This window comes from Adlercreutzia murintestinalis (assembly GCF_943192905.1).
GTDB classification, from domain to species: Bacteria; Actinomycetota; Coriobacteriia; order Coriobacteriales; family Eggerthellaceae; genus Adlercreutzia_A; species Adlercreutzia_A murintestinalis.
This window is the reverse complement of record NZ_CALPCC010000010.1, coordinates 55096-77250: the sequence shown is the minus strand read 5'-3', so window position 1 is coordinate 77250 and position 22155 is coordinate 55096. Positions and strand designations below refer to the sequence as shown.

The window sequence follows — 22155 nt, the reverse complement described above, 5'->3', positions numbered from 1 at the left end:
GCGTCGGGGACGCCTACCAGCAATGGCCACCGCGGTGACCATTGCCGTGATGGCCGTAACCGTAACCCGAACCGCCTTGGCTGTAACCGTAGCCTGAGCCTGAACCATGGCCTGGGCAATCTGCGATGGCACATGCGCCTTGTTCGTAGCGGTCGCAAAGGCCGTTGCCGTTCTCGTCGACGAAGCCGACGCTCGGCACGGCGCTGGTTACCGCAGGCTCATCGGCTACCGCTTGCGCCGCTGTCTTATCAGATGCTTGCACTGCTGCTGCAATCGCCTCAGCTGCGTCAGCAACCTTCTGTCCGATCTTGGGATGAACGGCCTGCCATGCACCGGCGGAATCGGATTGCTCGTCGGCAAGCGTCGGTTCAGTCAGCTGGAAGGCGACCTGCTTCTCGGCGTGCTCGAACACAAGCGCACTCGACGCTCCGAACGCAACCGTCGGAACCACAAGCGCCGCGCAAGCTGCTACTACAATTGTGACGACGATGGCTTTCTTCATGGTGATACCCCTCTTCTCGCGTCGACCCTCTGCATATAACAACGAATCAACCCGACGAATCCTTGCAACAAATATATAACAGTGTCAAATCAAGCGTCGGGGGGTCAGAATGCGACTCAAGCGTGCATAAAACGCCATTTCCCCGTCCCTTCGGGCCAGGCGAACGCAAAATCTCGTGCGATGGGAGTATCGTGGTTTCAGGGGGAAGGGCCAGGTGAAGCCCGATGGCCGTAAACTGTTCAACTCCGGCGGCGTTCACAAATGCCGCCATGCGAGCGATGCTCTGTTCTCATACGATAGTGTGACCAAAGCGGCCAAGATGCTGAATAGCACACGAGCAGCCGACCCGTTCGGTTATGACGCTCAGCGAGACGTCATGGTATGAACCCACGCCCAAGATAGATTTCGTCGCGTCCAGAATGTCGTCGAGCCGTTGGTCTTTCTAATCGGTATAGGGTTGGCCTTGGCAACATTGGATGTATTCTAATGTTGCCAAGAGTGAAATCGAAGACAGGAAGAGGGAAGGAACATGCCACACATAACAGTTGAGTCCGGAAAGCTCACCGAAGAGCAAAAGCGCAACCTCATTGAGCGTATTACGGCGGTCTCTTCCGAAATCATGAGCATCCCGCCGGAGTTCTACAGCATCACGATCCATGAGATCGACGATGCAAGTTACGGCATCGGCGGCAAGTGCATAGATGTGGTCAAGCGGGAGTACATGGACAAACACGCAAGTCAGCGGGAAGACGCATGAGAAAAGTTTTGATCGTTGAGGACGATCGCGAACTTGCGAAGCTGATGTGTCGCACTTTCGAATCGGAAGGCATTGCCGCACAGAGCGCCTCCAGCGCAGAGGAAGCCTACGACACCTTGAAGGACTCAGTCTTCGACTGCCTGATCGTAGACGTGAACCTTCCCGGAGATGACGGCTACGCGCTTTGTCGCAACCTCCGAGAGCGCAGCGGCGTTCCCGTGGTATTCGCTTCGGCGCGCATAGAGCCCGACGCCCGCATCCGTGCCCTAGAAGAAGGAGGCGACGCGTACCTTTCGAAGCCTTTCAGCCTACGGGAGATGTTTGCGCAGGCCAAAGCGCTCATGATGCGACCGGAGCGCAAGGCTGAAGACGAATCGACACCGCTCAAGATCGGTCCATTCGAGCTGAACACCGGCGCCCGCACCATCAAGAAGAACGGGCAGGAAGTGAACCTATCCCCGAAGGAATTTCATCTAGCCGAAACGCTCATGCGCAACCCCGGCAAGGCCTTTTCCCGCGATGCTCTGCTTGCGAAAGCGTGGGGTGCATTCGCGGAGCTTGAGGCGCAGACGGTGTCGGTGCACATGAGTTGGTTGCGCTCCAAACTTGAAGATGACCCATCTGATCCCGTCTACTTCAAAACAGTTCGTGGCGAGGGGTATCGCTTCGACATTCCCGAGAAAGACCTACGATGACGAAGCAGGGAGCGCGTTTGAAGCGGCGTCTTTTCTGGAGTGCCACGCTTTCCATCGCCGTTGTGGTTATCGTTGCTGTGGCGGGCATTTCAGTTGGTACTGCCGAGGACGAAGGTTTGATCCGGGAGCAAGTGCTCGAGCTCAACAATATTCGGGAAGACCTGAAAGACGATCCGGCTACCACCGCCGAAACAGCCCGCGAAAAAGCAGACGCCGCGCTTGTGGCATCCCAAGGTGCCCTGCGCGAAGCTGCCGCAGCCGAGGATGACACGACATTGCTCGCTATCGGGACCATCGCCGTCGTAGCCATTGCGGTTATCTGTGCCATGGTTCTCTATCTCTATCGGTCGGTGGCTCGTCCTTTCATGAAACTGGAAGACTTCGCAGAAGAGGTGGCGGCGGGGAATCTGGATGCGCCTCTGCGTTTCGGACGCGCCAATCCTTTCGGCAAGTTCACTTGGGCGTTCGACCACTTGCGGCAAGAGTTGAAGCGTTCCCGCAAGGCGGAAGAGCAGGCCAGCGAGTCTCACAAGACAACTCTCGCGTCGCTTTCGCACGACCTGCGCACGCCGCTCGCCTCGCTTCGCGCTTATGCCGAAGCACTCGATATGGGGCTGGCTACAACCGATGAAGAGCGGGCCGAGTATGAGCGCGCGATCATGCGCAAGTGCGACGAGGCATCCTCGCTCGTGGAGGACCTGTTTCAGCACGCGCTCGCCGATATGGGCCGTATACAGGTCGAATGTGCTCCTGTTCAGGCAGCCCTCGTTCTCGAATCCTGCGTAAATGCCTATGCGGGGATCGCGCCGCTATCACGGGTGAGCCTTGACAGCGCTCTCGTCGAGGCGGATGAGGCGCGGCTCGGGCAAGTCGTGGGCAATCTTATCGGTAACTCCCTTAAGTATGCGCGGGGCGCGGCGATAGAGATCGAAGGGGTTGCGCAAGGCGATGTGTACACCGTTGCCGTGCGTGATCTCGGGCCGGGCATTCCTGCCGATGACCTGCCGTTTGCCACAGAGCGGTTCTACCGAGGATCGAATGCGGCCGACGAGGCGGGCTCAGGACTCGGCCTGTTCATCACCTCATATCTGATAGAGCGCATGGGAGGACACCTTCGCCTAGAGAACGCGCATCCGGGTCTCAGGGCAACGATCGAGCTTCGCATCATCGGGTGATGACGGCCCAAGGGCCTAGGCTATACGCTCGCTTTACTCGCTTTCCGCGGCCTTAATGATTTCTTAATGTTTGCCCCTCTAGCATGGAGCGCAGACAAGGCGTTGAACGAGAAAGGCTGATCGCTATGGGCGAAGTCATACTGGAAGCCAAGAGGCTTTCGAAAACTTACGTGGCCGACGGTGTGCAGACGCATGTGTTGGGCGGCGTGGATCTGCAGCTTTATAGCGGGGATTTCACCTGCATCATGGGGCCTTCCGGTTCCGGCAAATCGACGTTGCTCTATTGCCTCTCAAGCATGGACAGGCCCACGGCAGGTTCGGTCATTTTCGAAGGGGAGGATCTGGTCGGCGCCAAAGAGGACGAGTTGGCGAAGCTACGCGCGCAGCGATTCGGCTTCGTGTTCCAAGCGGCGAATCTGGTGAGCAACCTCACGCTGTTTGAGAATGTGGCAGTGCCCGGGTATCTCAAGCAGGGGAGATCCGCTAAGCAGACGAAGGTGGAGGCGGAGCGCCTTATCGCTCAGATGGGCCTAGAAGAGGTGGCGGCGCATCTGCCAAGTCAAGCGTCGGGCGGCCAAAAGCAGCGCTGTGCTGTGGCGCGGGCGGTGGTGAACGAACCTGCTATCGTCTTCGCCGACGAGCCCACCGGAGCTCTCAACCGGGCGAACAGCCTTGAGGTGCTGGATCTTTTGAGCGGCATGAACGCGGAGGGCATCAGCGTCCTCATGGTCACCCACGACGTGCGAAGCGCCGTGCGCGGCAATCGGGTGCTGTACTTCGAGGATGGCTCCGTGCGCGGAGAGCTGGAGCTTCCCGCATGGGATGCGGCGCTTTCCGGCGATGAGGCCTACGTTCGTGAGCGGGAAGCCATCGCCAACGCGTGGCTGTCCTCGCTTTGCTGGTAGGTGATCTTCATGGAACCGTTACGCACGCTGACAAAGGCGGGACTTCGCAACGAGAAGGGAACATTCATCGGGCTCGCGCTGCTCTTGTTCCTTGCAGCCCTCGCACTGACGCTGACCACCAGCCTCTTCGTTGACCTCTCCATGCGTGAGGAGACATTGCTCGACCAGGTTGCAGCAGGGGATGTTGCCGCCAATGATACTGTGCAGAATCTCACCGACGAGGACATCGCCGAGATAGAGGCTCTTCCCGAGGTGGAGGAGGTGAAGATGACGGAGGCCTTCGCAGCTTCGACGCGCGTCGAAGACGCCCAAGGAAACGAGATCGTCAAGAGCGCTCCGCCATCGCTGTGCGCCTATGAGGCTTGGGGCACATCCCTTGATTTCAACGTCCTTACCGATGACCTTTCAGCATATGACGACGATCGGGAAGGGCCGGCGGACGGAGAGGCCTATGTTCGTGTTGCGGATACCCTGCACAATATGCAGATAGGCGACTTTCTCGTGCTCGACATCGGTGGGCAAGAGACTTCTTTGCGGGTTGCGGGGTTCTATGAAGACCCGCAGTTTGGGACGCCGTTCATGGAGGCCAAGCGCTATCTTCTGTCTTCCGACACCTTCGAGAGACTTTTCGCGGAGGTCGAGAAGACGGGCGTGTCCGGCGTGGGTGTCGCCGCCGGCGCCACGCTAACGGAGAAGGAGGCGTATCCGATCAGGAATATCGACGTAGTGCTGACATCCGAGGCGCGCTCCCAAGGCATCGATGGGCATGATCTGACGCAGCTGATCGATGACGGGACCTCGTGGGGCTCATCCGCACACACGCTCTTCTCCCGGCAGACCCTTGTCGGCTACAGCCTTCTGGTCGTGCAGGTCATCACCGCGGTGCTCGCCGTGTTCGCGTTGATCCTGTTCGTGGTGGCTCTCATCCTGTGCTTGCATACGGCATCTTCGAGCATACAAAGCGGTTATGCCGACTGGGGCGTCTTGAAGGGAGTGGGGCTTCCGCGAGCTACGCTACGCAGGGCTCTTGTCATGCAATATGCGCTCTCCTCGCTTGCCGGCCTCGCTCTCGGCTTTATCGTAGGCTGTCTTTTGGAGCCGCTCTTCTGGCCGATGTTTCTGCTCATCACGGGGATCCTCGTGGTCGAAGCATCTTTCCCGTGGATAGGCATCTGTTGTTGCGCTGCACTTTTGGCGACCCTCGTGGCGTGCGTTGCCGTGATGGCGCGCAAGATAGGGCGCATCACACCTTTGACGGCGCTCAGGCAAGGGGACGGTGATGTCCGCTTCTCGCCTCGCGAGACGAGCGCGATATCGGGCGGTCACTTGAAGGCGTCGCTGGCGTGGCGCGCAATCGTGTCCGAGAAGGGGCGCTATGCTGGAATAGGCGTCTGCTCCTTGCTTTTGTGCGCCTTCGTTGCGCTGAGCTTCGGAATCGGTGGCGCGGTTGCCGGAGACGACGCGGTGTACAAGGCCTTCGGTGTGTGGAAGAGCGACGGCTCAGTTCGCCTTGATGGGCAGGAGGCGAGCCTTGACGAGGTGCGCGAGACCATTGAAGGCGTCTCTCCCATAGCGCGTGAGTGGGAAGAGGGTGCTGCGGTGCTCAACCTGAACGGCGAGGCCTGCACCTTCGTCGGGATTTCTGATATGGATGTTTTAGAAGAGGCATCCATTGTCTCGGGACGTGCGCCTAAGCACTCCAACGAGGCGCTCGTGGGACTGGGCCTTGCTCGCGCCAAGGGGCTTTCGGTGGGCGATGAATTGCAGGTGTCGAAGAGCGATGGCGAGGAGCGAACCTATATCGTGAGCGGCTTGCTCTCGTCGGTGCTCAATGGCGGCAATGGCGTCGTTCTCACCTATGAGGGATTCCAGGGGCTGGTCGAGCCGGAGTTGGAAGGTGCTGGCATTTCGCGTCAGTACCAGCTGGCCGACCCCGACAAGGTCGATGAGGTGGCGGATGCGCTCGCAAGCCGGTTCGGCGACAGTGTCGACACCGAGCTGACCGGGTTGTTTGCCTCAAGCACTAGCTTGCTTTTACTCGTCAGGGATATGTTTACGACCATGGGCTATGCGATGTCTGCCTTCGCGTTGGTTCTTGCCTGCGTTGCTGTGATGCTGATAAGCAGGCGGACGCTTCTCTCCGAGCGCCGTGATCTGGGGATCTATCGTGCGATGGGATTCACGGTGGGGTCGTTGCGCATTTCGTTCACGATGCGCTTTCTCGGCGTGTCTGCGGTAGGTGCCTTGATCGGGGCGGCTCTTGCTATGGCAGCTGGCGGCGCACTGATCAGCATGTTGTTCAGTCTGTTCGGTGTCGGCGGATTCAGCCTTGTGCTGCCCGCTTGGGAGGCGGTCGCCATCAGCGTGGCCTTCGCTCTTGCCTTTGCTCTTTCAGCTTTCGGAATGTCGAGGCGGATCAGGCGTGTGAGCGTTCAGGAGCTGGTTGCCGAGTGACACGACTCCCATACGAGCAGGAGGGCTTCCGAGCCGCCGCGTCATCAGAGCTGACGCAATTCGCGCTCAGCTGACGAGGAGCCAGTCAATGGGGTTGATGCCCTGGATTCCGTTCCTGCTGGACTGAAAATCATTGAGCGAAAGAACATGCTTCGGGTAGTTATCGAACAATGCCTCAAGCACGGAAAACTTTCGCTCAATGGTGTTATAGCAGTTAATTCACCTTGTTTGAATTGCAGTCGAATCGATTATGAGCTATTCCGTTTGCACCAAACGCACCTCTGAGGGGAGAGGCGATGACGCAGGACACCAGCGCAGGACGACGCAGGACGGGGAATAACTTCATCAAGCCATCGTCTTCCCCTTCCCTCTTCGTGTCATATGCCCTAGCGGCTTCCCGTCGCATCCACGATCGATGTACCTTCCCTTTTTGACATATTACTATGCATTATATAGTATTGTATATTAGGAGGTATGATGGATGCACAATTGAAACGTGGCTTTCTGGATGCGTGTGTGCTGGCGACGATGGCACAAGGCGAGTCATACGGCTATCAGATCATCAAGGATATGCTCCCGTCGCTCGACATGAGCGAATCAACGCTCTATCCGCTGCTCAAACGTCTCGAGTCGAAAGGGCTCATAAAGGTACGCAAGGCGGAGCACAACGGGCGGCTGAGGAAATACTATTCGCTCACAGAAAAGGGCCGCGTCAACCTGGACGATTTCCTGCAGAGTAAGCAGGAAATCACCGACGTACTCGTATACGTGGAACGCGCTGCCGGCCTATCCGCGCCTCCCTGTCCCCCGGCACATCATACAGAGCAAGCCTGACAAGAGAACGATAGTAAGGATCGTTTCATGAACACCGAGGAATACAAATCGCAACTGACCGCATTGCTCCGCTCGCTTCCGCAGAAGGAACGCGAAGAGGCCGTTTCCTTCTACATGGAATCCATTGCGGACCGCATCGACGAGGGCATGTCCGAAGAGGAAGCGGTCGCGATGATGGCCTCCCCTGGCCAGGCGGCGGAGGCCATCATCGCTGAGGCAGGCGAGAAGAAAAAGACGCTCGTCTCGTTCGAGATAAGCGTCGACGGAACCGACGAACCTGACTTCCCTGAGAATATCGCAGGTATCGAAGCGACCGAGGACGTCGTCGAAGGCAGCGAAGCCGCTTCGACATCCCTGGATGGCTTCTTTGCTCGAGCGAAAGAGCGCAGATTTACGCCCCTTGAATGGGTCGTCCTCATTGTGACGTCGCCGCTATGGCTCACACTTCTTGTTGCTGTAGCCGCCTGCACTCTGGCTCTTGCCATAGGCGTTGCTGCGATCGTGCTTGCTCTATATATATGTGCATGGACGCTGATTGCCTGCCTGTGGATTATCGGAGGCGCCTTCGTTGTGTCCGCACCGGCTGCCTTGCTCTTTGTCATATGGGGTCTGCAGACAGGAAATATACCCTTCTCTTTGGTGAATACTGGTTATGCCTTGCTGTTATTCGGCGGTGGCATGTGGGTCCTAAAAGCAGCGTTTGCAGTCACCCGTGCCTTCCTGCGCTGGCAGAAAGAGAACGTGGTCGTGCGATTCTCAAGACATGGCAGCAACTTCGCCGAGGAAACCGGCCCTGTCGATGCGTCAAGCGCCACGAACCGACTGCACTATGTCGGCGAAACCTCCATGCAGGGCGACGGCGACGCCCTCAAAGATGGAGCGGCCGTCGAAGTCCTTGGTGCGCCGTTCTTCCGCATTTGCTGGATACTGGCTCTTGCCGGTCTCGCTTGCGTTCTTGTCGGCTTTTTGGCATCGGGGCTCGATTGGCGCGTCTTTCTGACCTCGAACTTCTCTCACGGCAAGGTGTATCTCGGCGGCATGGAAGTCGCCTGCCCGGAACAGCTCTTCCTCTCCCCCTGGTTCTGGACCAACCTGGCTTCATCGTAGGCTGCTGATGATGCAGGATGGTGAGTCATGAGAACCGTCCCCCGATTCAGGCGATTCGCTTGATGAGGCGCGCCGGGTTTCCGCCGACTATCGTGCGCGGGGCCACGTCCGTGGTGACCACGGCCCCCGCAGCCACCACGGCGCCGTCGCCCACGGTGATGCCCGGAAGCAGGATGGCGCCCGAGCCGACCCAGACATCGCTGCCCAAGCGCACCGGCTTCGGCACCATGCCGCCGCGGCGATCGACGTCCATATGGTGGTTCAGCGTCGCTATGACGACGTTGTGCCCGATGAGGCATCGGTCGCCGATGAAGATGCCGCCCTGGTCCTGGAACTTGCAGCCGCTGTTGATGAACACGTCCTCGCCAAGATAGATGTTCCTCCCGCAGTCGGCGTTGAACGGCGGGAACAGGGCGAAGCCCTCGGGAACAGCCCGTCCCGTCAGCTCCCCCATGAGCGCCTTCAGCTCTCCGGGCTCGTGGTAGGCGCTGTTGATCTCCATACAGATGCGGATGGCCTGCTGGCTCATTCCATGCATCATGAGGTGCATCTCGCTCCCGGCTTCCACGGCCTCTCCCGCCAGAAGGCGGTTCAGGTATTCCTGCTCCTGCATAGCTCGTCCTCCGAAGTCTCTAGTACCAGTCGTGCTTCTCGTTGCGGTCAAGAGCTGCGATGCGCGCCATCTCCGCATCGCTCAGCTCGAAGCCGTAAACGCTCGCGTCCTCGCGAATGTGGGCGGGGTCGCCAGACCCCGGGATCACCACGACGCCACGCTGCAGGTTCCACCGCAGGATGACCTGAGGGATGGAGGCTCCATGGTCAGCAGCGATAACCGCAAGCATCGGGTCGGCCAGAAGCTCTGCGTTGTGCCCGCGACCGCCCAGCGGGTACCACGCCTGCAACGCGATGCCTTGGTCGTGGATGAAGTCGACCACGTCGCCGTCCTGGTAATAGGGGTGCATCTCGTTCTGGACGAGCGCAGGCTTGACGGACACGCGCGGCAGGAAATCCTGCAACTCGTCCACGTAGAAGCACGACAGCCCAAGCGACCGGATGCGCCCCGCATCGCGCGCCGCCTCCATGGCCTGGTAGGCCTCCACCTGGTTCGCGCCGGGGTGATGCAGAAGCATCATGTCCACATAGCCGACGTCCAGCTTCGCCAGCGCCTCATCGATGGCGTCGGCGGCATTGGTGAACTGGCTGGGGTAGAGCTTTGTGATGACGAACACCTCGTCGCGGGGCACGCCGGACTCGCGGATGGCGCGGCCGACCTCCGCCTCGTTGCCGTACATGTACGCCGTGTCGATGAGGCGCACGCCGGCGGCCAGGGCGGCCGCAACCGAATCCACGCAGGTCTGGTCCTTAAGGCTGTAGGTGCCGAGGCCGTTCGTGGGCATCACGTGCCCATCGTTCAGCGTCACCTGGCGTGATGCCAGGCTGAACGAGGCGGGCACGTTGGATGCTCCCGCGACAGCGATGCCGGACGCGGCAAGCCAATCCTCCACCTCGGCCGAGCTCGCATCGGGATCGAACCTGCGGCCTTCGAGCCAATGCGCCTCGGGCGCAAGGGCACACAGATCGCTTGCGCTCGACCCAAGGCCGCTGGAATGGGAGGTACAGAAAGGCAGGATGGCCTTCCCGGCAAGGTCGCAGGATTCGAGGAACGTATCCATGATGCGCGGCGCCTGCCCATGCCAGATGGGATACCCCAATATGATGGCGTCATAGCCGGACAGGCCATCAACCCGTTCTGCGATCGCCGGACGCGCGCCCGGGTCGTTTTGCTCCCGATCGGCGCGACCATCGGTGTAATAGGCCAGGTCGGCATCAGTATAGGGCTGTTGCGGGACGATTCGGAACGTGTCCGCTCTCGTGGCCTCCGCGATGATGTCAGCGATTCTCTCCGTCGTGCCGGTACAGGAGAAATAGACGATGAGCACAGATCCCGTCAATGCGTTGCCCCCTTTTGCGCCACCCTCACTTTCGGCTTCGCCCTCCAGTTCAGAGCCCGCGGTCTCGGCTTCGCCCTCCAGTTCAGAGCCCGCGGTCTCGCCACCAGGCGAAACCTCGCCAGAAGCGACGCAACCTGACAGCGCGAGCAGGGCCGTCGCCCCGGCGAGCCCGACGAACTTCCGTCTCGTGATCATTCGCATGAGCCTTCCGTTAGGTCCTTTAGGTCCTTTTCTGCAAGGACGATACGCCGAATGCCCGCATATATCAATTTCGCATTCAATATACGAATACATACCCATTTAATATATTTATCCACAAAGACCCGCGGAGGGGAACATGGACGTACGAACCCTGCAGCATTTTCTGACGATCGCCCAGGAGGACAGCTTCACGAAAGCCGCCGAATGCCTCCATATGACCCAGCCGCCGCTCTCCCGGCAGATGAGGAGCCTGGAGGCTCATCTGTTCTTGGTTTGAAACAGGCGCCGCAGGCTATCACAAGCGGCCGGAGCCTTCCTGGAAGCGGTACGTAGCACGATAGAAGGCACAGCACGATAGTCGGCACAGCACGATAGCCGGCCCTCCCCGAATCGAGCGCATGCTGGAGGTCATTGCCATATCTATACTCATTCAGTATGATAAGTTATATTTCATAGATATTTGATATGCGAAAACCTGCCGATTACCCTATGAGCAGACAACGCGCGACCACCCGAAAAGGAGCGGTTCATGGACATGCCCCTCATGCCCGCATCGAAAATGGGGTTCGGCTGCATGCGGCTGCCCCTGCTTGACGAGAACGATCAGGCAAGTATCGACATCGAGCAATTCAAGCAGATGGTGGACGCCTTCATGGAGGCAGGCAATACGTACTTTGACACCGCTTTCATCTACCATGAGGGCGCCTCTGAGACCGCGCTGGGCGAGGCCTTGGTCAAGCGCTACCCGCGCGATTCGTTCACGCTCGCCACCAAGTGCCTTGCGTGGGCCATGCCAGATGCCGAGTCGGCAAAGCGGTGCCTGGACGTATCCCTCGAGCGCCTGGGCACCGACTACGTGGACTACTATCTGCTGCACAACGTGGGCGGCAAGCGCACGGCCAAGTTCGACGAGTACGGCATGTGGGAGTTCGCTCAGCAGCAGAAGGCCGCAGGCAAGATACGCTACGTGGGCTTCTCCATGCACGATAACGCCGCTTGCCTGGAAGAGCTGCTGAGTGCGCACCCCGAGATGGACTTCGTGCAATTGCAGGTGAACTACCTGGATTGGAACGACCCGCACAACGAAGCGGCGCGCCTCATGGAGGTGACGGCGGCCCATAATAAGCCGGTGGTCATCATGGAGCCGGCGCGCGGCGGCAGACTCTGCAACCTGCCCGAGGCGGCAGCGCGGGCGCTCGAGGCGGCCAACCCCGATGCCACGCAGGCCCAGTGGGCCTATCGCTTCTGCTGGAACCTTCCGAACGTGCTCGCCGTGCTGTCGGGCATGTCCACGCTCGAGCAGACGCGCGAGAACGTAGCGAGCTACGCTGCGAATGCGCCCTTCACCACCGAGGAGCAGGCAGCGCTGGACGAAGCCGTGAGCATCCTGCGCTCCCTGGCGGGGGTTCCGTGCACGGCCTGTAACTACTGCGTGAAGGGCTGCCCGTCGAACGTGCAGATTCCCCAGATCATGGAGCTATTGAACCTGGGAGGCATGACCGGCGACCTCGCCTTCGCAAAAGACCTTTACAGCTGGCAGGCGGCCGAGGGCAAAGCCAGCTCCTGCATCCAATGTGGGCTCTGCGAGTCAATGTGCCCCCAGCAGATCAACATCATCCATCAGCTGGAACGCGCCATAGAGCTGTACGAGTAAGCGCGACACGCCAGGGGGCACCATGAAGGTTCTCGCGATAAACGCAAGCGCCCGCAGGGACGGCAAAAGGCCCTGGCAAGCCGCGAGCTAAGCCGACGCGCAGCCTGCGATGATCCTTGCGGCCTCGCGGGCTGATTCAAGGCTCAAGCCGCCGTATTGAATGGCGAAGGCTGCCGGCTGCCGCACGCTTCCCGCCGCGTCGCCCTCGCTCAGGCTGTATTCGCTTATGAGACCAAGGCGCACGCCTTGCTCTGCGGCTCTGGCCTTCAGCACTCCCCCATCGATGCCTTCTATCGCCAGCACGAAATGAAGTCCCGAATCAGCCTGCTCCACAGAGAAGCGGTCGCCCAGGGCCTGGCGCAGCTCGCCGATGAACGCGTCGCGGACGTCGCGCTGGGCTTTGCGGTAGCGGTTGACGTAGCGGTCGTACTCTCCCGACTCGATGAGGCTCGCCAGGGCGACCTGGTCGATGACGCTCACCGAGTTCGCATAGAAGCCCACCTTGTCGTCCCATTCCTCCGCAAGCGGGCCAGGCAGCACCATGAACGCCATGCGCAAGGTCGGCCCCAGGCTCTTCGAGAAGGTGTCGGTGTAGACCACGCGCCCCTGGACGTCGATGGAGGTGAGGCTGGCCACCGGCCGCCCTGCCATGCGGAACGCGGCGTCGTAGTCGTCCTCCACGATGAGGCGGCCCGGCCGCTCGCTGGCCCACGCAAGCAGTTCATAGCGCCGCGAGATGCTGGTGACGATGCCCGTCGGGAACTGGTGCGACGGCATGACATGAGCCACCTGGGCGCCAGTCCTTCGCAGCTCCTCCACGACGATGCCGCCGTCGTCAAGGGGCACGGGCGCGACCCGCAGGCCAAGCGATCCGTAGATCTGGGCAAGGCGCGGATAGCCCGGGTCCTCCAACGCGATGCCGCCGGAAGGCCGAATCAGCTGCGCGAGCATCGCATCCAGCATCTGCGAGCCAGCGCCTATGACGATGCGTTCGGGAGAGGCATCGATTCCGCGCACCTGCCGCAGCCTGTCGGCGATGGCGCGGCGCAGGCGCAGCGCCCCCTTAGGCGGCTGCGGGCCGTACAGCTCCTCGTCGGGCTCGGACGCGAGCACCCTGCGCAGCGCCTTCCCCCACACGCGCGACACCTGGGCTGGGTCGGCTTTGGCGCTGGCGAGGTCGTAGCGGACCGCGTCGGGCAGCGAACGCGAGGATTCCGGCTCTGCGGCCTTCGGCGCCCGAGGGGTCCGGAGGGGAATCGGCGACACGAAGTAGCCGCGACGCTGCCGGGAATAGCAGTAACCCTCGGCCACCAGCTGCGCATAGGCGTTCTCCGCCGTGATGACGCTTATGCCAAGGTGCTGCGCCAGAAGCCGCTTGGAGGGAAGGCGGCCATGGGCGCGCAGCACGCCATCTTCGATATCGCGCCGGATGGACCGGTAGAGGAATTCGTAGAGGCTCTGCCCTTCCCTTTCCTCCATGTTGTAGTCGAGCATCCCATCACCCCCCCCCCACGTCCGCGAAACTCCGCCTAGCGGCCTGCGGCCTTGCCGCCTGGCCATGGCGTCTGGCCCCCTGGTGCAGCCTGGCCTCAGCATCTGGCCCCCTGGTGCCGCCTGGCCTTAGCATCTGGTCTTATCGTTTCTTCCGTTTCTGAATATATCAATGCTACCAAATTGCGACTATCCTGCGTTTGCACGAAAGGCATCGCAGAGAGGAGCAGGAGCACCCCATGGAACCCGAAACGACCCAAGAGCGCGCGAAGCTCAACCGCGAACTGGCCCAGATGCTCAAAGGGGGCGTCATCATGGACGTGACCACGCCCGAGCAGGCGCGCATCGCCGAGGAGGCCGGGGCCTGCGCGGTCATGGCCCTCGAGCGCATCCCCGCAGACATCCGGGCGGCAGGAGGCGTCAGCCGCATGAGCGACCCCGCCATGATCCGCGGGATCCAGGACGCCGTGAGCATCCCCGTCATGGCGAAGTGCCGCATCGGGCATTTCGCCGAAGCGCAGATCCTGCAGGCCATTGAGATAGACTACATAGACGAGTCGGAGGTCCTGAGCCCAGCCGACGACGTCCACCATATCGACAAGGGCGCGTTCGCCGTGCCCTTCGTGTGCGGTGCGCGCGACCTTGGGGAAGCCTTGCGGCGGATCGCGGAAGGCGCGTCGATGATCCGCACGAAAGGCGAGCCCGGCACGGGCGACGTCATCCAAGCCGTCAGCCATATGCGCCTCATCAACGGCCAGATCAGGCACGTTTCCAGCCTGCGCGACGACGAGCTCTGCGAGGCGGCCAAGGAATTGGAGGTGCCCGTCGGTCTGCTGCGCTCCGTCCACGAGACGGGAAAGCTGCCGGTGGTGAACTTCGCAGCCGGCGGCATTGCCACCCCTGCCGATGCCGCGCTCATGATGCAGCTTGGCGCCGAAGGGGTCTTCGTGGGCAGCGGCATATTCAAAAGCGGCGACCCCGCCCAGCGGGCGCGTGCCATCGTGGGGGCGGTTTCGCGCTTCGACGACGCCGATTACCTGGCGCAGGTCTCGGTCGGCCTGGGCGAGGCCATGGTCGGCATCAACCGGGACGAGATCGAGCTGCTCATAGCCGAGCGGGGCGCCTGATGACGACGGCCATCCTGGCGCTGCAAGGGGCCTTTGCCGAGCATGGCGCCATGCTGGATGCCTTGGGCGAGCCCTGGTTCGAGCTTCGCTCAGCCGCCGATGCCGACCGGGGCTTCGATCGGCTGGTGCTCCCGGGCGGAGAATCCACCGTGCAGGGCAAGCTGCTGCGCGAAGAGGGGCTGCTCGAGCCGCTGGGCTGCCGCATCAGGGCGGGAATGCCGGTGCTGGGCACCTGCGCCGGGCTCATCCTGCTGGCCCGCAGCGTGGTCGGACGCGGGCCGGATGGCGCCTTGGCGGAAGGTCCTGGGACCTTCTCGACCCTGGGCGTTGCCGTAAAGCGCAATGCCTACGGGCGCCAGCTGGGAAGCTTCCACGCGTCGGCGCCCCTCGATGGCGGCGCGGTGGTGCCGATGAGCTTCATCAGGGCGCCGCGCATCATCGACAGAGCGCCGGACGTACGCTGCCTCGCGGAAGTGGACGGCTGGCCTGTGGCCGTGCAGCAAGGCAGTCAGATTGCCGTGGCATTCCACCCCGAGCTTGACGGCGACCCTTCCATCCACGAGCTTTTCCTGGGTCTGTAGCTGGCGGAGGCGCGCAAACACAGGGGACAGGAAACAGGGAACACAGGGGACAGGTTGGTGTGTTCGAGCGTTCATCCGTTTCACGAAAACACACTAACCTGTCCCCTGTGTTGGCGCGAGGCACGGATTCTCGCTGCTCCGCTATCCGACGTAGGCATCCACCGGGTTGTTTATGAAGTCCTGCTTGGAGAGCCATTCGGCCTCCTCCTCGGTCTCGGGGATGTCGATGCGCACGATCTTGAAGACTACGGGGCGCGTACCGTCATTGCAGCACCCGATCATTAGCCGCTCGTCGCGGCACCACCTATGCATGATCGAACCGCCTTGGAGCGCCGCGTAGATGTAGCGGTTGATAGCGTCCCACGCCTCGCCACAGGACCAGTTTCCACCATCGCACACGCGAACCCCCGCACCCAAGTGATAGTAGTCGTCGTTCTCGGGTGTGCGCTGGAACAGGAACTCGTCCCCCTGTCATCCGCCGTCAACCGCGCACCTGGATGGCGATGCGGCAGCGAAACGATGCAGGGTCAGAGTCGAAGAGGCGCAGCTGGACCGTCTCGTAGAACGCGCCCACTGACTCCAACCGCTCGCCTTCGATGAATGCCGACAACCTGCCGTAGGCCTCCCGAGCCTCTTCCCAGGGCCCTTCGTAGTCGGCCTCGGCGTACCGGGCCGCCGGCAGCTCCTTCACCGGCAGCTCCCCTGACGGCTCCGCAGAAGGCGGGAGCTCGTAGTACAGCATGGAATACACCGGCCCGCCCTCCTCGTCGAGTGCGGCCGCAAGGCCGTAGGGAGCGACCTCGGACGCCGGCCCCAGCCGCCTCAGCACCTTCATGGCGCCCACGTCCTCACGGTTGAGCTCCGCCACGCCGTCGGCCGGCCGAAAGGAGCACCCCTGGCGGATCACCAGCAGCCTCCGGGCATTGCGCTTCGCCAGGCGCACCGCACCTGGCTCGAACGCCATGGCCTCGTGGGCTTGGCGCTCCATCTCCTCAAGCAGCGCCTCGGACCGGTCGAGCGCCGCGCGACGCTCCTTGATGGCGGCAAGGTTCTTCTCCACCGCATCGGCGAGACGCCCCACGTCGCGCTCCCGCGCCAAGCGCCCAATCTCCTTGAGCGGGAACCCGGCCTGAGCGAAGGCCTGAACGGCGGAGAAGGCCATGTAATCGTCGAGCGTGTAGGACCGGTACCCGTTCGCCCCACGATGGGAGGGCCTGAGGATCCCCAGTTCGTCGTAGTGGATGAGCGTGTTCTTCGTCGTGCCGCACAGCTGCGCGAACTCCCCCGACCTCATCGCCTCCTCCCCTCCCGCCAGCAAAAAACGGCGCTTGACTCTATGGTTACCCGATAGTTTAGCATCGTCTCGAACAGCGCTCATCGAGCATCGGAAGGAGAAGGCATGCCCTACGTACTGCTTGCCTTGGCGATTGGAGCCGAGGTGTTCGGCACGTCCATGATGAAGCTCTCGGACGGCTTCAAGCGCAAGCTGCCCATCCTCGGCATCGCCGCAGGCTACGTCATCTCATTCGCCCTGCTCGGCTTCGTGCTGCGCGACCTGCCCTTAAGCGTCGCCATGGGCATCTGGGCCGGCGCTGGCACCGCGCTCACGGCCGTGGTGGCCGCCGTTGCCTGGAAGGAGGGCATGGGCATCAGGAAAGCCATGGGCATCTTGCTCATCGTCGGAGGGGTTCTCCTGCTGGAAATGGGGGTCAACGCATGAGGAAGTATTACCTGTTCTTCGCGCTCGCCATCGTCTTCGAGATCTTCGGGACCCTTATGCTGAAGATGTCCGACGGCTTCAGCGTGTCGGCCTACACGGTGCTGTTCGTCCTCGGCTACCTGTCGTGCTTCAGCTTCTTCACCCTCGCGTTGAAGAAGCTCCCCTTGGGCGTGAGCTACGGCATCTGGTCGGGCGTCAGCGTTGCAGCCGTCACCATCATCGGCGCCATCATCTGGGGCGAACCGCTGAACATCGTCATTGTGGCGGGCATCGCGCTCATCATCGCAGGCGTGCTGCTCTTGGAATCCTCGCCCAAGGAACAGCCCGCGAACGAGGATGACGCAAGACGGGGATAACGTCAGCCAGCCGAAGCGGCACCCGAGACGGTGCAGCTCGCCTCTTTCCAACAGCAAGCCAACGGCATATCCTGAAGATGGCCGCATCTTACGAACGGGGGCAGCATGCAGGAAAAGGTTTTCTCCACGGAGCTTGGCGACATAGCATACTGGCTCAGCGACGGCATCGACCCGAGCAAGCCGTGGGCTGTTTTCCTTCCCGGGCTCACTGCAGACCGCAGGCTCTTCGACAAGCAGGCCGCGTACTTCCAAGGCAGGGCAAACTTCCTGATCTGGGATCCGCCCTCGCATGGGGCATCCCGCCCGCTTCCCCTGGAATGGACCATGGACGACCTGGCAAGGTGGCTACATCAAATCTGCGAGCACGAGGGCATCCGCAAGCCTGTTCTGGTCGGACAATCCATGGGCGGCTACGTCGCGCAGGCCTATATGGAGCTCTTCCCCGAGAGCGTATCGGGCTTCGTGTCCATCGACTCGTGCCCGCTTCAGCGCCGCTACTTCGCAGGCTGGGAGCTGTGGGCGCTCAAGCGCACCAAGCTTATGTACCTGTCCATTCCCTGGAAGCTGCTCATCCGCTGGGGCTCTGCGGGTTGCGCCACCTCGCAATACGGGAAGACGCTCATGAGGGACATGATGGAAGGCTATAGCAAGCGCGAGTACTGCGACCTGGCCGACCATGGGTATCGCGTCGTAGCCGAGGCAGTGGAAAGCGAAAGGGCCTTCGACATACCGTGCCCGGCTCTGCTCATATGCGGCAGGCAGGACAAAGCGGGCTCCGCCAAGCGCTACAACCGGGAATGGACGCGCATCTCCGGCATACCCCTTCTCTGGATAGAAGGCGCCGGCCACAACTCGAACACCGACGAGCCCAAAGCGGTGAACGAGGCGATCGAGGGCTTCATGGAATCATGCGGCAGAGGGTGACGGAGTGGGTCAAGGGCGTTTAGCCCTAATCATCTAGCAACGGATTGTGCTTCATGCGCAATCCACGATCCAGGCCGGCAAGGATGCCCGCTATGCCGAGGAAAGCATTGAGCCACTCAGGAAATCCGAAAGTCGGCATCGACCAGCCCGTTAAATGACCAATGGAGTTAAGCAGGTTCGGTATCTGCGTCACCAGAGCTACTGCAAGGACGATCCACGCCGCAGCCGCCAAGAGCATGCTCGCAACAGGGTGCTCCCTTCCGAAAGAAAGTCGGCGGTCTTCCGCCGTGCCAGGCAATGGCGCAAGCGGCCGAGGCCTTTGCCCATGCGGTATAAGCCTCGCAGTCTTCATGCCATAAAGCGCCATCGCCACCTCGATCGTTGCATCTCCTATGTCGAAAGAGGCGGGAGAGCTCTCCTCTGCCACAAGACGGTCGTCGCGATAGAGGCGCACCTTCTCTTTGATATCGAAGAAATCGACTTCGACGACATATCGCGCATCACCGTAATCGACTCCGTACAGCCCGCGCCAGAAAATGTCAGAAAACTTAGACGGTCGAAGCACGTTCTGTTCCATCGGTCTCCTTTTTAATACACTTGTATTTTATTACAGATGTATTATAACCAGAAAAGGGGGCGAATGGAAATGCCGAAGCTGGTCAATGAGGAAAAGCGCCGCGAGCGCATCGCGGAGGCGGTATGGAACATCGCTGCCGACCAGGGGCTCGAACGCGCCACGATACGCGCGGTCGCTGCCGAATGCGGCCTCTCGGTTGGCTCGATACAGCACTCATTCCGCACGCAAGAGGAACTCAAGCGCTTCGCCATGGAGCTTGTCGTACAACGCGTGACCACGCGCCTCAACGATGCCGAAGGATTGCCTGTTCGCGCTGGCGACAAAACAGCTGCCATTGCAGGGCTTCTGATGGAGACGCTGCCTTTGGACGCCGAGCGAGAGAAAGAGGCGCGCATTTGGGCCGCCTTTTCGACAGCTGCGCTCACGGACGAAGGTCTCGGCAGCTATAGCCGACAGATGAACAGCGCCCTTGAGCGATTCTGCCTAAGATGCATACGAGAACTGAACGGCCCCGAATCCCCCAAGGAAGACCGCGATATCAGACTCGAAGCCATGCACCTCCACGGCCTGCTCGACGGACTTGCGCTTGCGCTGCTCACTGACCCGTCACACGCTCGCCGGCAAGAAACCAAGCGCATCGTACGCAACTTCGTAGAGCAATGCGCCAAAACGCGCTGATCCATGGAACAAACGATGATGTTATCCCTCGTTCAATATCTGCTCTTTTGCTCTTGTCTTTAGGGATCAACATGTCCGACTTAAGCGTATTCATAGATGAATCCGGTGATCTCGGTCCCTATTCCGCACACTCGCCGATACTAGGATGACACTAGAACACATCCAATGTCATCCGATCATCCACATATTGCTGCTATCTTTGGAGTACTATCCTTTTATACAGCACATCGGGAGGGAAAAAGTGGCGCGAAGGCAAGGTGCGGAAGTGGAGAGATGCAAGTCTGTCTCCACCATCCAGCGCATGATCGGCGGCAAATGGAAGATAGAAATCCTGTTCTACGTGGCGCTCAAGGACATTCGCCATTTCGGGCAGCTTCGGCGCTGTATCGGCAACATCTCCGAATCGACGCTCTCGAAGCAACTCAAAGAATTGGTCGACGACGGCTTCCTTGAACGTATCGACTATGGTGAGGTGCCGCCACGAGTTGAGTACACGCTGACCGCACAGGGCGAGAGCTTCGTTCCCATCCTGCTCGCCATGAAGCAGTGGGGCGAGGAGGAGTTGGGGCTATGAGCGCAGTGGCGGAAAATAATCCGCTCACCTCCATGAGCCTGGAGGAACTTTGGGTGCTGTTCTCGATATCTTTGGTTGCGCCGCGTGAGGGCTGGATGCGGCAATACGACGAAATGGAAGAGCGTCTACTGCGTATCTTGCATGACATCGAAGGTCTGCGCATAAGTCACATCGGGAGCACTGCCATCGAGGGGATCTGGTCGAAGGATATCGTGGATATCCTCATTGAAGTCGATGCAGACGAAGACCTTGAAGCCGTCTCCGAAGAGCTTGAGCGTCAGGGATTCATATGCATGAAGTCCGAGCCGGGGCGCATCTCGCTCAATTACGGCTATACCCCGCAAGGTTTCGCGGAGAAGGTGTACCACGTACATCTTCGCTACCGCGGCGACGATGATGAACTCTATTTTAGGGACTACCTGAACGATCGTCCCGATATCGCGCAGGAATATCAGGAGTTGAAGCTAACTCTTTGGAAGCAATACGAGCATGACCGCGATGCCTACACTGAAGAGAAGGCCGCCTTCGTGAAAAAATACACCGCTGAGGCACGTCGCGCCTACGGCGAGCGCTACTGAGAGAGTGACACGGGATGGGGATGACGTCATCTAGCCGAAGCGGCACATGATGACATTATCCCCGTCCCGCGTCATTCCATCCCTTATCACCGCTTGGCGGAAGAAGAAAAACAGTGTTTGATACGGATAGGCTCCAAATCAGATTTTATGAAATCACACATATCACGGAGAAGAAAGAGAAAATGAAAATACTTGAAGTAACGGACAGGACGCCGGATTTAATCAATCGGTTGCTGGAAGTATGGGAAGGCTCTGTGCGAGCCACCCACCTGTTTTTGTCAGACGATGAAATCAAGAGTATCAAAGAATATGTCCCGCAGGCGTTGAACGGAATTGCCCATTTGATGATTGCGGAAGATGACACGGATTGCCCCGTTGCCTTTATGGGAATTGAGGACGGCACACTGGAAATGCTGTTTATTTCACCAGAGGAAAGAGGAAAGGGATTGGGGAAACGCCTAATCCAATATGGGATTGAAAATTATGCCGTAGAGCGGCTGGCAGTTAATGAACAGAACCCGCTGGCAAGGGGATTTTATGAACACATGGGCTTTCACGTTTACAAACGGACAGACCTTGACGAACAGGGGAATCCTTATCCGCTTTTATATATGAGCCTTTCTGATGTGGACTGAATTATCCGATATGAATTTCAGCGCACAGCAATTTCAGCATGGTTTTGCTTCGGAAGCGTGCTCGTTCTTGAAGCCACGATACCGATGACGATCTCAACCTTTTGCCGCTTCTGTCCTCGTTTCCACCTGTACTATAATGGCGGCATCCTCAAGCGAAGGCCGCACACGATGTCCCTAAAAAAGCTTCTCATAATCCTTTTCTGGATTGTCGTCGTAGCGATGCCCGTGGGCGCTTCCCTCATCGCCATTGCGCAATTTCAGCCGAATGTCGAAATCCCCATGCACTGGAATGCGCACGGTGAAATCGACCGCTATGGCACACCATGGGAAATGTTTCCCATCTCGCTCATAATGAGTGGCTGCAACGTATTGCTTGCACTTAGCTATGTATTCAGCAACAAGCTATACGACCTTGGCTTTGTTCATGGCATTAGCCGTAAGGCGACACGCCCGTTTCTCTGCGGAACTGCTATCTTCATGGTTCTCGTCTGGATGGGAATAATTGCTTTCTGGCTACAACAGGTAATCCAGGCATCGTCTTAGGCTCTCAATGATAATTGAAATATCTGGCTTTCCTGCGTCTAGGCATTCTGCATCTTGCGTGGCTAGGAATCCTAAGAAGGGCGAAAGGGAGCGAATATTATTTCCATGTGCCCAGTTCAGGGACTTATGTAAGGA

The 22155-nt window shown here is 59.9% G+C and carries 25 protein-coding genes and 1 pseudogene; 19 read left to right on the top strand and 7 right to left on the bottom strand.

Annotated features, from left to right (window positions below; genetic code table 11):
* Positions 1-13: 13 nt before the first annotated feature.
* Positions 14-502 (bottom strand): hypothetical protein, encoded by a 489-nt coding sequence (locus tag NFR19_RS04815; protein WP_251212659.1) that lies wholly within the window; start codon positions 500-502, stop codon positions 14-16.
* 529 nt (positions 503-1031) lie between these two features.
* On the opposite strand from NFR19_RS04815, the gene dmpI reads away from it, so the two are divergent.
* The 7 genes from dmpI (at position 1032) to NFR19_RS04780 (ending at position 8429) form a co-directional block, all read left to right on the top strand.
* Entirely contained in the window at positions 1032-1259 is a 228-nt protein-coding gene (gene dmpI / locus NFR19_RS04810) for a 4-oxalocrotonate tautomerase DmpI (RefSeq protein WP_251212658.1), read from the top strand.
* Entirely contained in the window at positions 1256-1954 is a 699-nt protein-coding gene (locus NFR19_RS04805; protein ID WP_251212657.1) for a response regulator transcription factor, read from the top strand. Before dmpI ends, NFR19_RS04805 begins: the two co-directional genes overlap by 4 nt.
* On the top strand, positions 1951-3129 hold the full coding sequence (locus NFR19_RS04800) for a HAMP domain-containing sensor histidine kinase (protein WP_251212656.1): 1179 nt from the start codon (positions 1951-1953) through the stop codon (positions 3127-3129). The genes NFR19_RS04805 and NFR19_RS04800 overlap by 4 nt, the downstream gene beginning before the upstream one ends.
* Positions 3130-3254: 125 nt before the next feature.
* On the top strand, positions 3255-4034 hold the full coding sequence (locus tag NFR19_RS04795) for an ABC transporter ATP-binding protein (RefSeq protein ID WP_251212655.1): 780 nt from the start codon (positions 3255-3257) through the stop codon (positions 4032-4034).
* 9 nt (positions 4035-4043) lie between these two features.
* Positions 4044-6488, top strand: a complete 2445-nt coding sequence (locus NFR19_RS04790; RefSeq protein ID WP_251212654.1) for an ABC transporter permease — start codon at positions 4044-4046, stop codon at positions 6486-6488.
* Between the two features lie 474 nt (positions 6489-6962).
* Positions 6963-7322, top strand: a complete 360-nt coding sequence (locus NFR19_RS04785; RefSeq protein WP_251212653.1) for a PadR family transcriptional regulator — start codon at positions 6963-6965, stop codon at positions 7320-7322.
* A 27-nt stretch (positions 7323-7349) separates the two neighbouring features.
* A complete protein-coding gene (locus NFR19_RS04780; RefSeq protein WP_251212652.1) occupies positions 7350-8429 on the top strand; it encodes a DUF1700 domain-containing protein in 1080 nt (359 codons plus the stop codon).
* Positions 8430-8484: 55 nt separating this feature from the next.
* Here NFR19_RS04780 and NFR19_RS08980 read toward each other — a convergent pair.
* Positions 8485-8637, bottom strand: a pseudogene (locus tag NFR19_RS08980) (DapH/DapD/GlmU-related protein); the annotation flags it as partial.
* Positions 8638-9061: 424 nt separating this feature from the next.
* Positions 9062-10576 carry an aldo/keto reductase gene (locus NFR19_RS04770; protein ID WP_251212650.1) on the bottom strand — a complete coding sequence of 505 codons (1515 nt, stop codon included), beginning with the start codon at positions 10574-10576 and terminating at the stop codon, positions 9062-9064.
* Between the two features lie 142 nt (positions 10577-10718).
* On the opposite strand from NFR19_RS04770, the gene NFR19_RS04765 reads away from it, so the two are divergent.
* Together NFR19_RS04765 and NFR19_RS04760 are read left to right on the top strand one after the other, a co-directional pair.
* The gene (locus NFR19_RS04765) at positions 10719-10859 is read left to right on the top strand and encodes a LysR family transcriptional regulator (RefSeq protein WP_251212649.1); all 141 of its coding nucleotides are present in this window, start codon (positions 10719-10721) and stop codon (positions 10857-10859) included.
* Between the two features lie 252 nt (positions 10860-11111).
* Complete coding sequence (locus NFR19_RS04760) at positions 11112-12236, top strand: aldo/keto reductase (RefSeq protein WP_251212648.1); 1125 nt, start codon at positions 11112-11114, stop codon at positions 12234-12236.
* An 87-nt stretch (positions 12237-12323) separates the two neighbouring features.
* Here the strand turns inward: NFR19_RS04760 and pdxR are convergent, their stop codons facing one another.
* Positions 12324-13730 carry a MocR-like pyridoxine biosynthesis transcription factor PdxR gene (gene pdxR, locus NFR19_RS04755; RefSeq protein ID WP_251212647.1) on the bottom strand — a complete coding sequence of 469 codons (1407 nt, stop codon included), beginning with the start codon at positions 13728-13730 and terminating at the stop codon, positions 12324-12326.
* A 236-nt stretch (positions 13731-13966) separates the two neighbouring features.
* On the opposite strand from pdxR, the gene pdxS reads away from it, so the two are divergent.
* Both pdxS and pdxT read left to right on the top strand, forming a co-directional pair.
* Complete coding sequence (gene pdxS, locus NFR19_RS04750; protein WP_251212646.1) at positions 13967-14854, top strand: pyridoxal 5'-phosphate synthase lyase subunit PdxS; 888 nt, start codon at positions 13967-13969, stop codon at positions 14852-14854.
* Complete coding sequence (gene pdxT / locus NFR19_RS04745) at positions 14854-15435, top strand: pyridoxal 5'-phosphate synthase glutaminase subunit PdxT (protein WP_251212645.1); 582 nt, start codon at positions 14854-14856, stop codon at positions 15433-15435. Before pdxS ends, pdxT begins: the two co-directional genes overlap by 1 nt.
* A gap of 141 nt (positions 15436-15576) precedes the next feature.
* Here the strand turns inward: pdxT and NFR19_RS04740 are convergent, their stop codons facing one another.
* Together NFR19_RS04740 and NFR19_RS04735 are read right to left on the bottom strand one after the other, a co-directional pair.
* Positions 15577-15891, bottom strand: a complete 315-nt coding sequence (locus NFR19_RS04740; RefSeq protein ID WP_285813454.1) for a TIGR04076 family protein — start codon at positions 15889-15891, stop codon at positions 15577-15579.
* 25 nt (positions 15892-15916) lie between these two features.
* Positions 15917-16729: a MerR family transcriptional regulator gene (locus NFR19_RS04735; RefSeq protein ID WP_251212643.1), complete on the bottom strand. Its 813-nt coding sequence runs from the start codon at positions 16727-16729 to the stop codon at positions 15917-15919.
* Between the two features lie 105 nt (positions 16730-16834).
* Here NFR19_RS04735 and NFR19_RS04730 point away from each other — a divergent pair, with 105 nt between their 5' ends.
* The 3 genes from NFR19_RS04730 to NFR19_RS04720 all read left to right on the top strand — a co-directional run bounded on the left by NFR19_RS04730 (position 16835) and on the right by NFR19_RS04720 (position 18435).
* Positions 16835-17155, top strand: coding sequence for a DMT family transporter (locus NFR19_RS04730; protein ID WP_251212642.1), 321 nt, complete (start codon positions 16835-16837; stop codon positions 17153-17155).
* Entirely contained in the window at positions 17152-17511 is a 360-nt protein-coding gene (locus NFR19_RS04725; protein WP_251212641.1) for a DMT family transporter, read from the top strand. The genes NFR19_RS04730 and NFR19_RS04725 overlap by 4 nt, the downstream gene beginning before the upstream one ends.
* 105 nt (positions 17512-17616) lie before the next feature.
* Complete coding sequence (locus NFR19_RS04720; RefSeq protein WP_251212640.1) at positions 17617-18435, top strand: alpha/beta fold hydrolase; 819 nt, start codon at positions 17617-17619, stop codon at positions 18433-18435.
* 25 nt (positions 18436-18460) lie between these two features.
* Here the strand turns inward: NFR19_RS04720 and NFR19_RS04715 are convergent, their stop codons facing one another.
* A complete protein-coding gene (locus NFR19_RS04715; RefSeq protein WP_251212639.1) occupies positions 18461-19012 on the bottom strand; it encodes a hypothetical protein in 552 nt (183 codons plus the stop codon).
* A 63-nt stretch (positions 19013-19075) separates the two neighbouring features.
* On the opposite strand from NFR19_RS04715, the gene NFR19_RS04710 reads away from it, so the two are divergent.
* The 5 genes from NFR19_RS04710 (at position 19076) to NFR19_RS04690 (ending at position 22020) form a co-directional block, all read left to right on the top strand.
* On the top strand, positions 19076-19690 hold the full coding sequence (locus tag NFR19_RS04710; protein ID WP_251212638.1) for a TetR/AcrR family transcriptional regulator: 615 nt from the start codon (positions 19076-19078) through the stop codon (positions 19688-19690).
* A 265-nt stretch (positions 19691-19955) separates the two neighbouring features.
* Positions 19956-20264 (top strand): winged helix-turn-helix transcriptional regulator, encoded by a 309-nt coding sequence (locus NFR19_RS04705; protein ID WP_251212637.1) that lies wholly within the window; start codon positions 19956-19958, stop codon positions 20262-20264.
* On the top strand, positions 20261-20842 hold the full coding sequence (locus tag NFR19_RS04700; RefSeq protein WP_251212636.1) for a GrpB family protein: 582 nt from the start codon (positions 20261-20263) through the stop codon (positions 20840-20842). The genes NFR19_RS04705 and NFR19_RS04700 overlap by 4 nt, the downstream gene beginning before the upstream one ends.
* 113 nt (positions 20843-20955) lie before the next feature.
* Entirely contained in the window at positions 20956-21477 is a 522-nt protein-coding gene (locus NFR19_RS04695) for a GNAT family N-acetyltransferase (RefSeq protein ID WP_251212635.1), read from the top strand.
* 84 nt (positions 21478-21561) lie between these two features.
* The gene (locus tag NFR19_RS04690; protein WP_251212634.1) at positions 21562-22020 is read left to right on the top strand and encodes a DUF1648 domain-containing protein; all 459 of its coding nucleotides are present in this window, start codon (positions 21562-21564) and stop codon (positions 22018-22020) included.
* Positions 22021-22155: the final 135 nt, after the last annotated feature.

Bases quoted from the DNA above. Each gene is read 5' to 3' on its own strand.
- NFR19_RS04815 (WP_251212659.1), bottom strand. From the start codon at position 502: ATGAAGAAAGCCATCGTCGTCACAATTGTAGTAGCAGCTTGCGCGGCG.
- dmpI (WP_251212658.1), top strand. From the start codon at position 1,032: ATGCCACACATAACAGTTGAGTCCGGAAAGCTCACCGAAGAGCAAAAG.
- NFR19_RS04805 (WP_251212657.1), top strand. From the start codon at position 1,256: ATGAGAAAAGTTTTGATCGTTGAGGACGATCGCGAACTTGCGAAGCTG.
- NFR19_RS04800 (WP_251212656.1), top strand. From the start codon at position 1,951: ATGACGAAGCAGGGAGCGCGTTTGAAGCGGCGTCTTTTCTGGAGTGCC.
- NFR19_RS04795 (WP_251212655.1), top strand. From the start codon at position 3,255: ATGGGCGAAGTCATACTGGAAGCCAAGAGGCTTTCGAAAACTTACGTG.
- NFR19_RS04790 (WP_251212654.1), top strand. From the start codon at position 4,044: ATGGAACCGTTACGCACGCTGACAAAGGCGGGACTTCGCAACGAGAAG.
- NFR19_RS04785 (WP_251212653.1), top strand. From the start codon at position 6,963: ATGATGGATGCACAATTGAAACGTGGCTTTCTGGATGCGTGTGTGCTG.
- NFR19_RS04780 (WP_251212652.1), top strand. From the start codon at position 7,350: ATGAACACCGAGGAATACAAATCGCAACTGACCGCATTGCTCCGCTCG.
- NFR19_RS04770 (WP_251212650.1), bottom strand. From the start codon at position 10,576: ATGATCACGAGACGGAAGTTCGTCGGGCTCGCCGGGGCGACGGCCCTG.
- NFR19_RS04765 (WP_251212649.1), top strand. From the start codon at position 10,719: ATGGACGTACGAACCCTGCAGCATTTTCTGACGATCGCCCAGGAGGAC.
- NFR19_RS04760 (WP_251212648.1), top strand. From the start codon at position 11,112: ATGGACATGCCCCTCATGCCCGCATCGAAAATGGGGTTCGGCTGCATG.
- pdxR (WP_251212647.1), bottom strand. From the start codon at position 13,730: ATGCTCGACTACAACATGGAGGAAAGGGAAGGGCAGAGCCTCTACGAA.
- pdxS (WP_251212646.1), top strand. From the start codon at position 13,967: ATGGAACCCGAAACGACCCAAGAGCGCGCGAAGCTCAACCGCGAACTG.
- pdxT (WP_251212645.1), top strand. From the start codon at position 14,854: ATGACGACGGCCATCCTGGCGCTGCAAGGGGCCTTTGCCGAGCATGGC.
- NFR19_RS04735 (WP_251212643.1), bottom strand. From the start codon at position 16,729: ATGAGGTCGGGGGAGTTCGCGCAGCTGTGCGGCACGACGAAGAACACG.
- NFR19_RS04730 (WP_251212642.1), top strand. From the start codon at position 16,835: ATGCCCTACGTACTGCTTGCCTTGGCGATTGGAGCCGAGGTGTTCGGC.
- NFR19_RS04725 (WP_251212641.1), top strand. From the start codon at position 17,152: ATGAGGAAGTATTACCTGTTCTTCGCGCTCGCCATCGTCTTCGAGATC.
- NFR19_RS04720 (WP_251212640.1), top strand. From the start codon at position 17,617: ATGCAGGAAAAGGTTTTCTCCACGGAGCTTGGCGACATAGCATACTGG.
- NFR19_RS04715 (WP_251212639.1), bottom strand. From the start codon at position 19,012: ATGGAACAGAACGTGCTTCGACCGTCTAAGTTTTCTGACATTTTCTGG.
- NFR19_RS04710 (WP_251212638.1), top strand. From the start codon at position 19,076: ATGGAAATGCCGAAGCTGGTCAATGAGGAAAAGCGCCGCGAGCGCATC.
- NFR19_RS04700 (WP_251212636.1), top strand. From the start codon at position 20,261: ATGAGCGCAGTGGCGGAAAATAATCCGCTCACCTCCATGAGCCTGGAG.
- NFR19_RS04690 (WP_251212634.1), top strand. From the start codon at position 21,562: ATGACGATCTCAACCTTTTGCCGCTTCTGTCCTCGTTTCCACCTGTAC.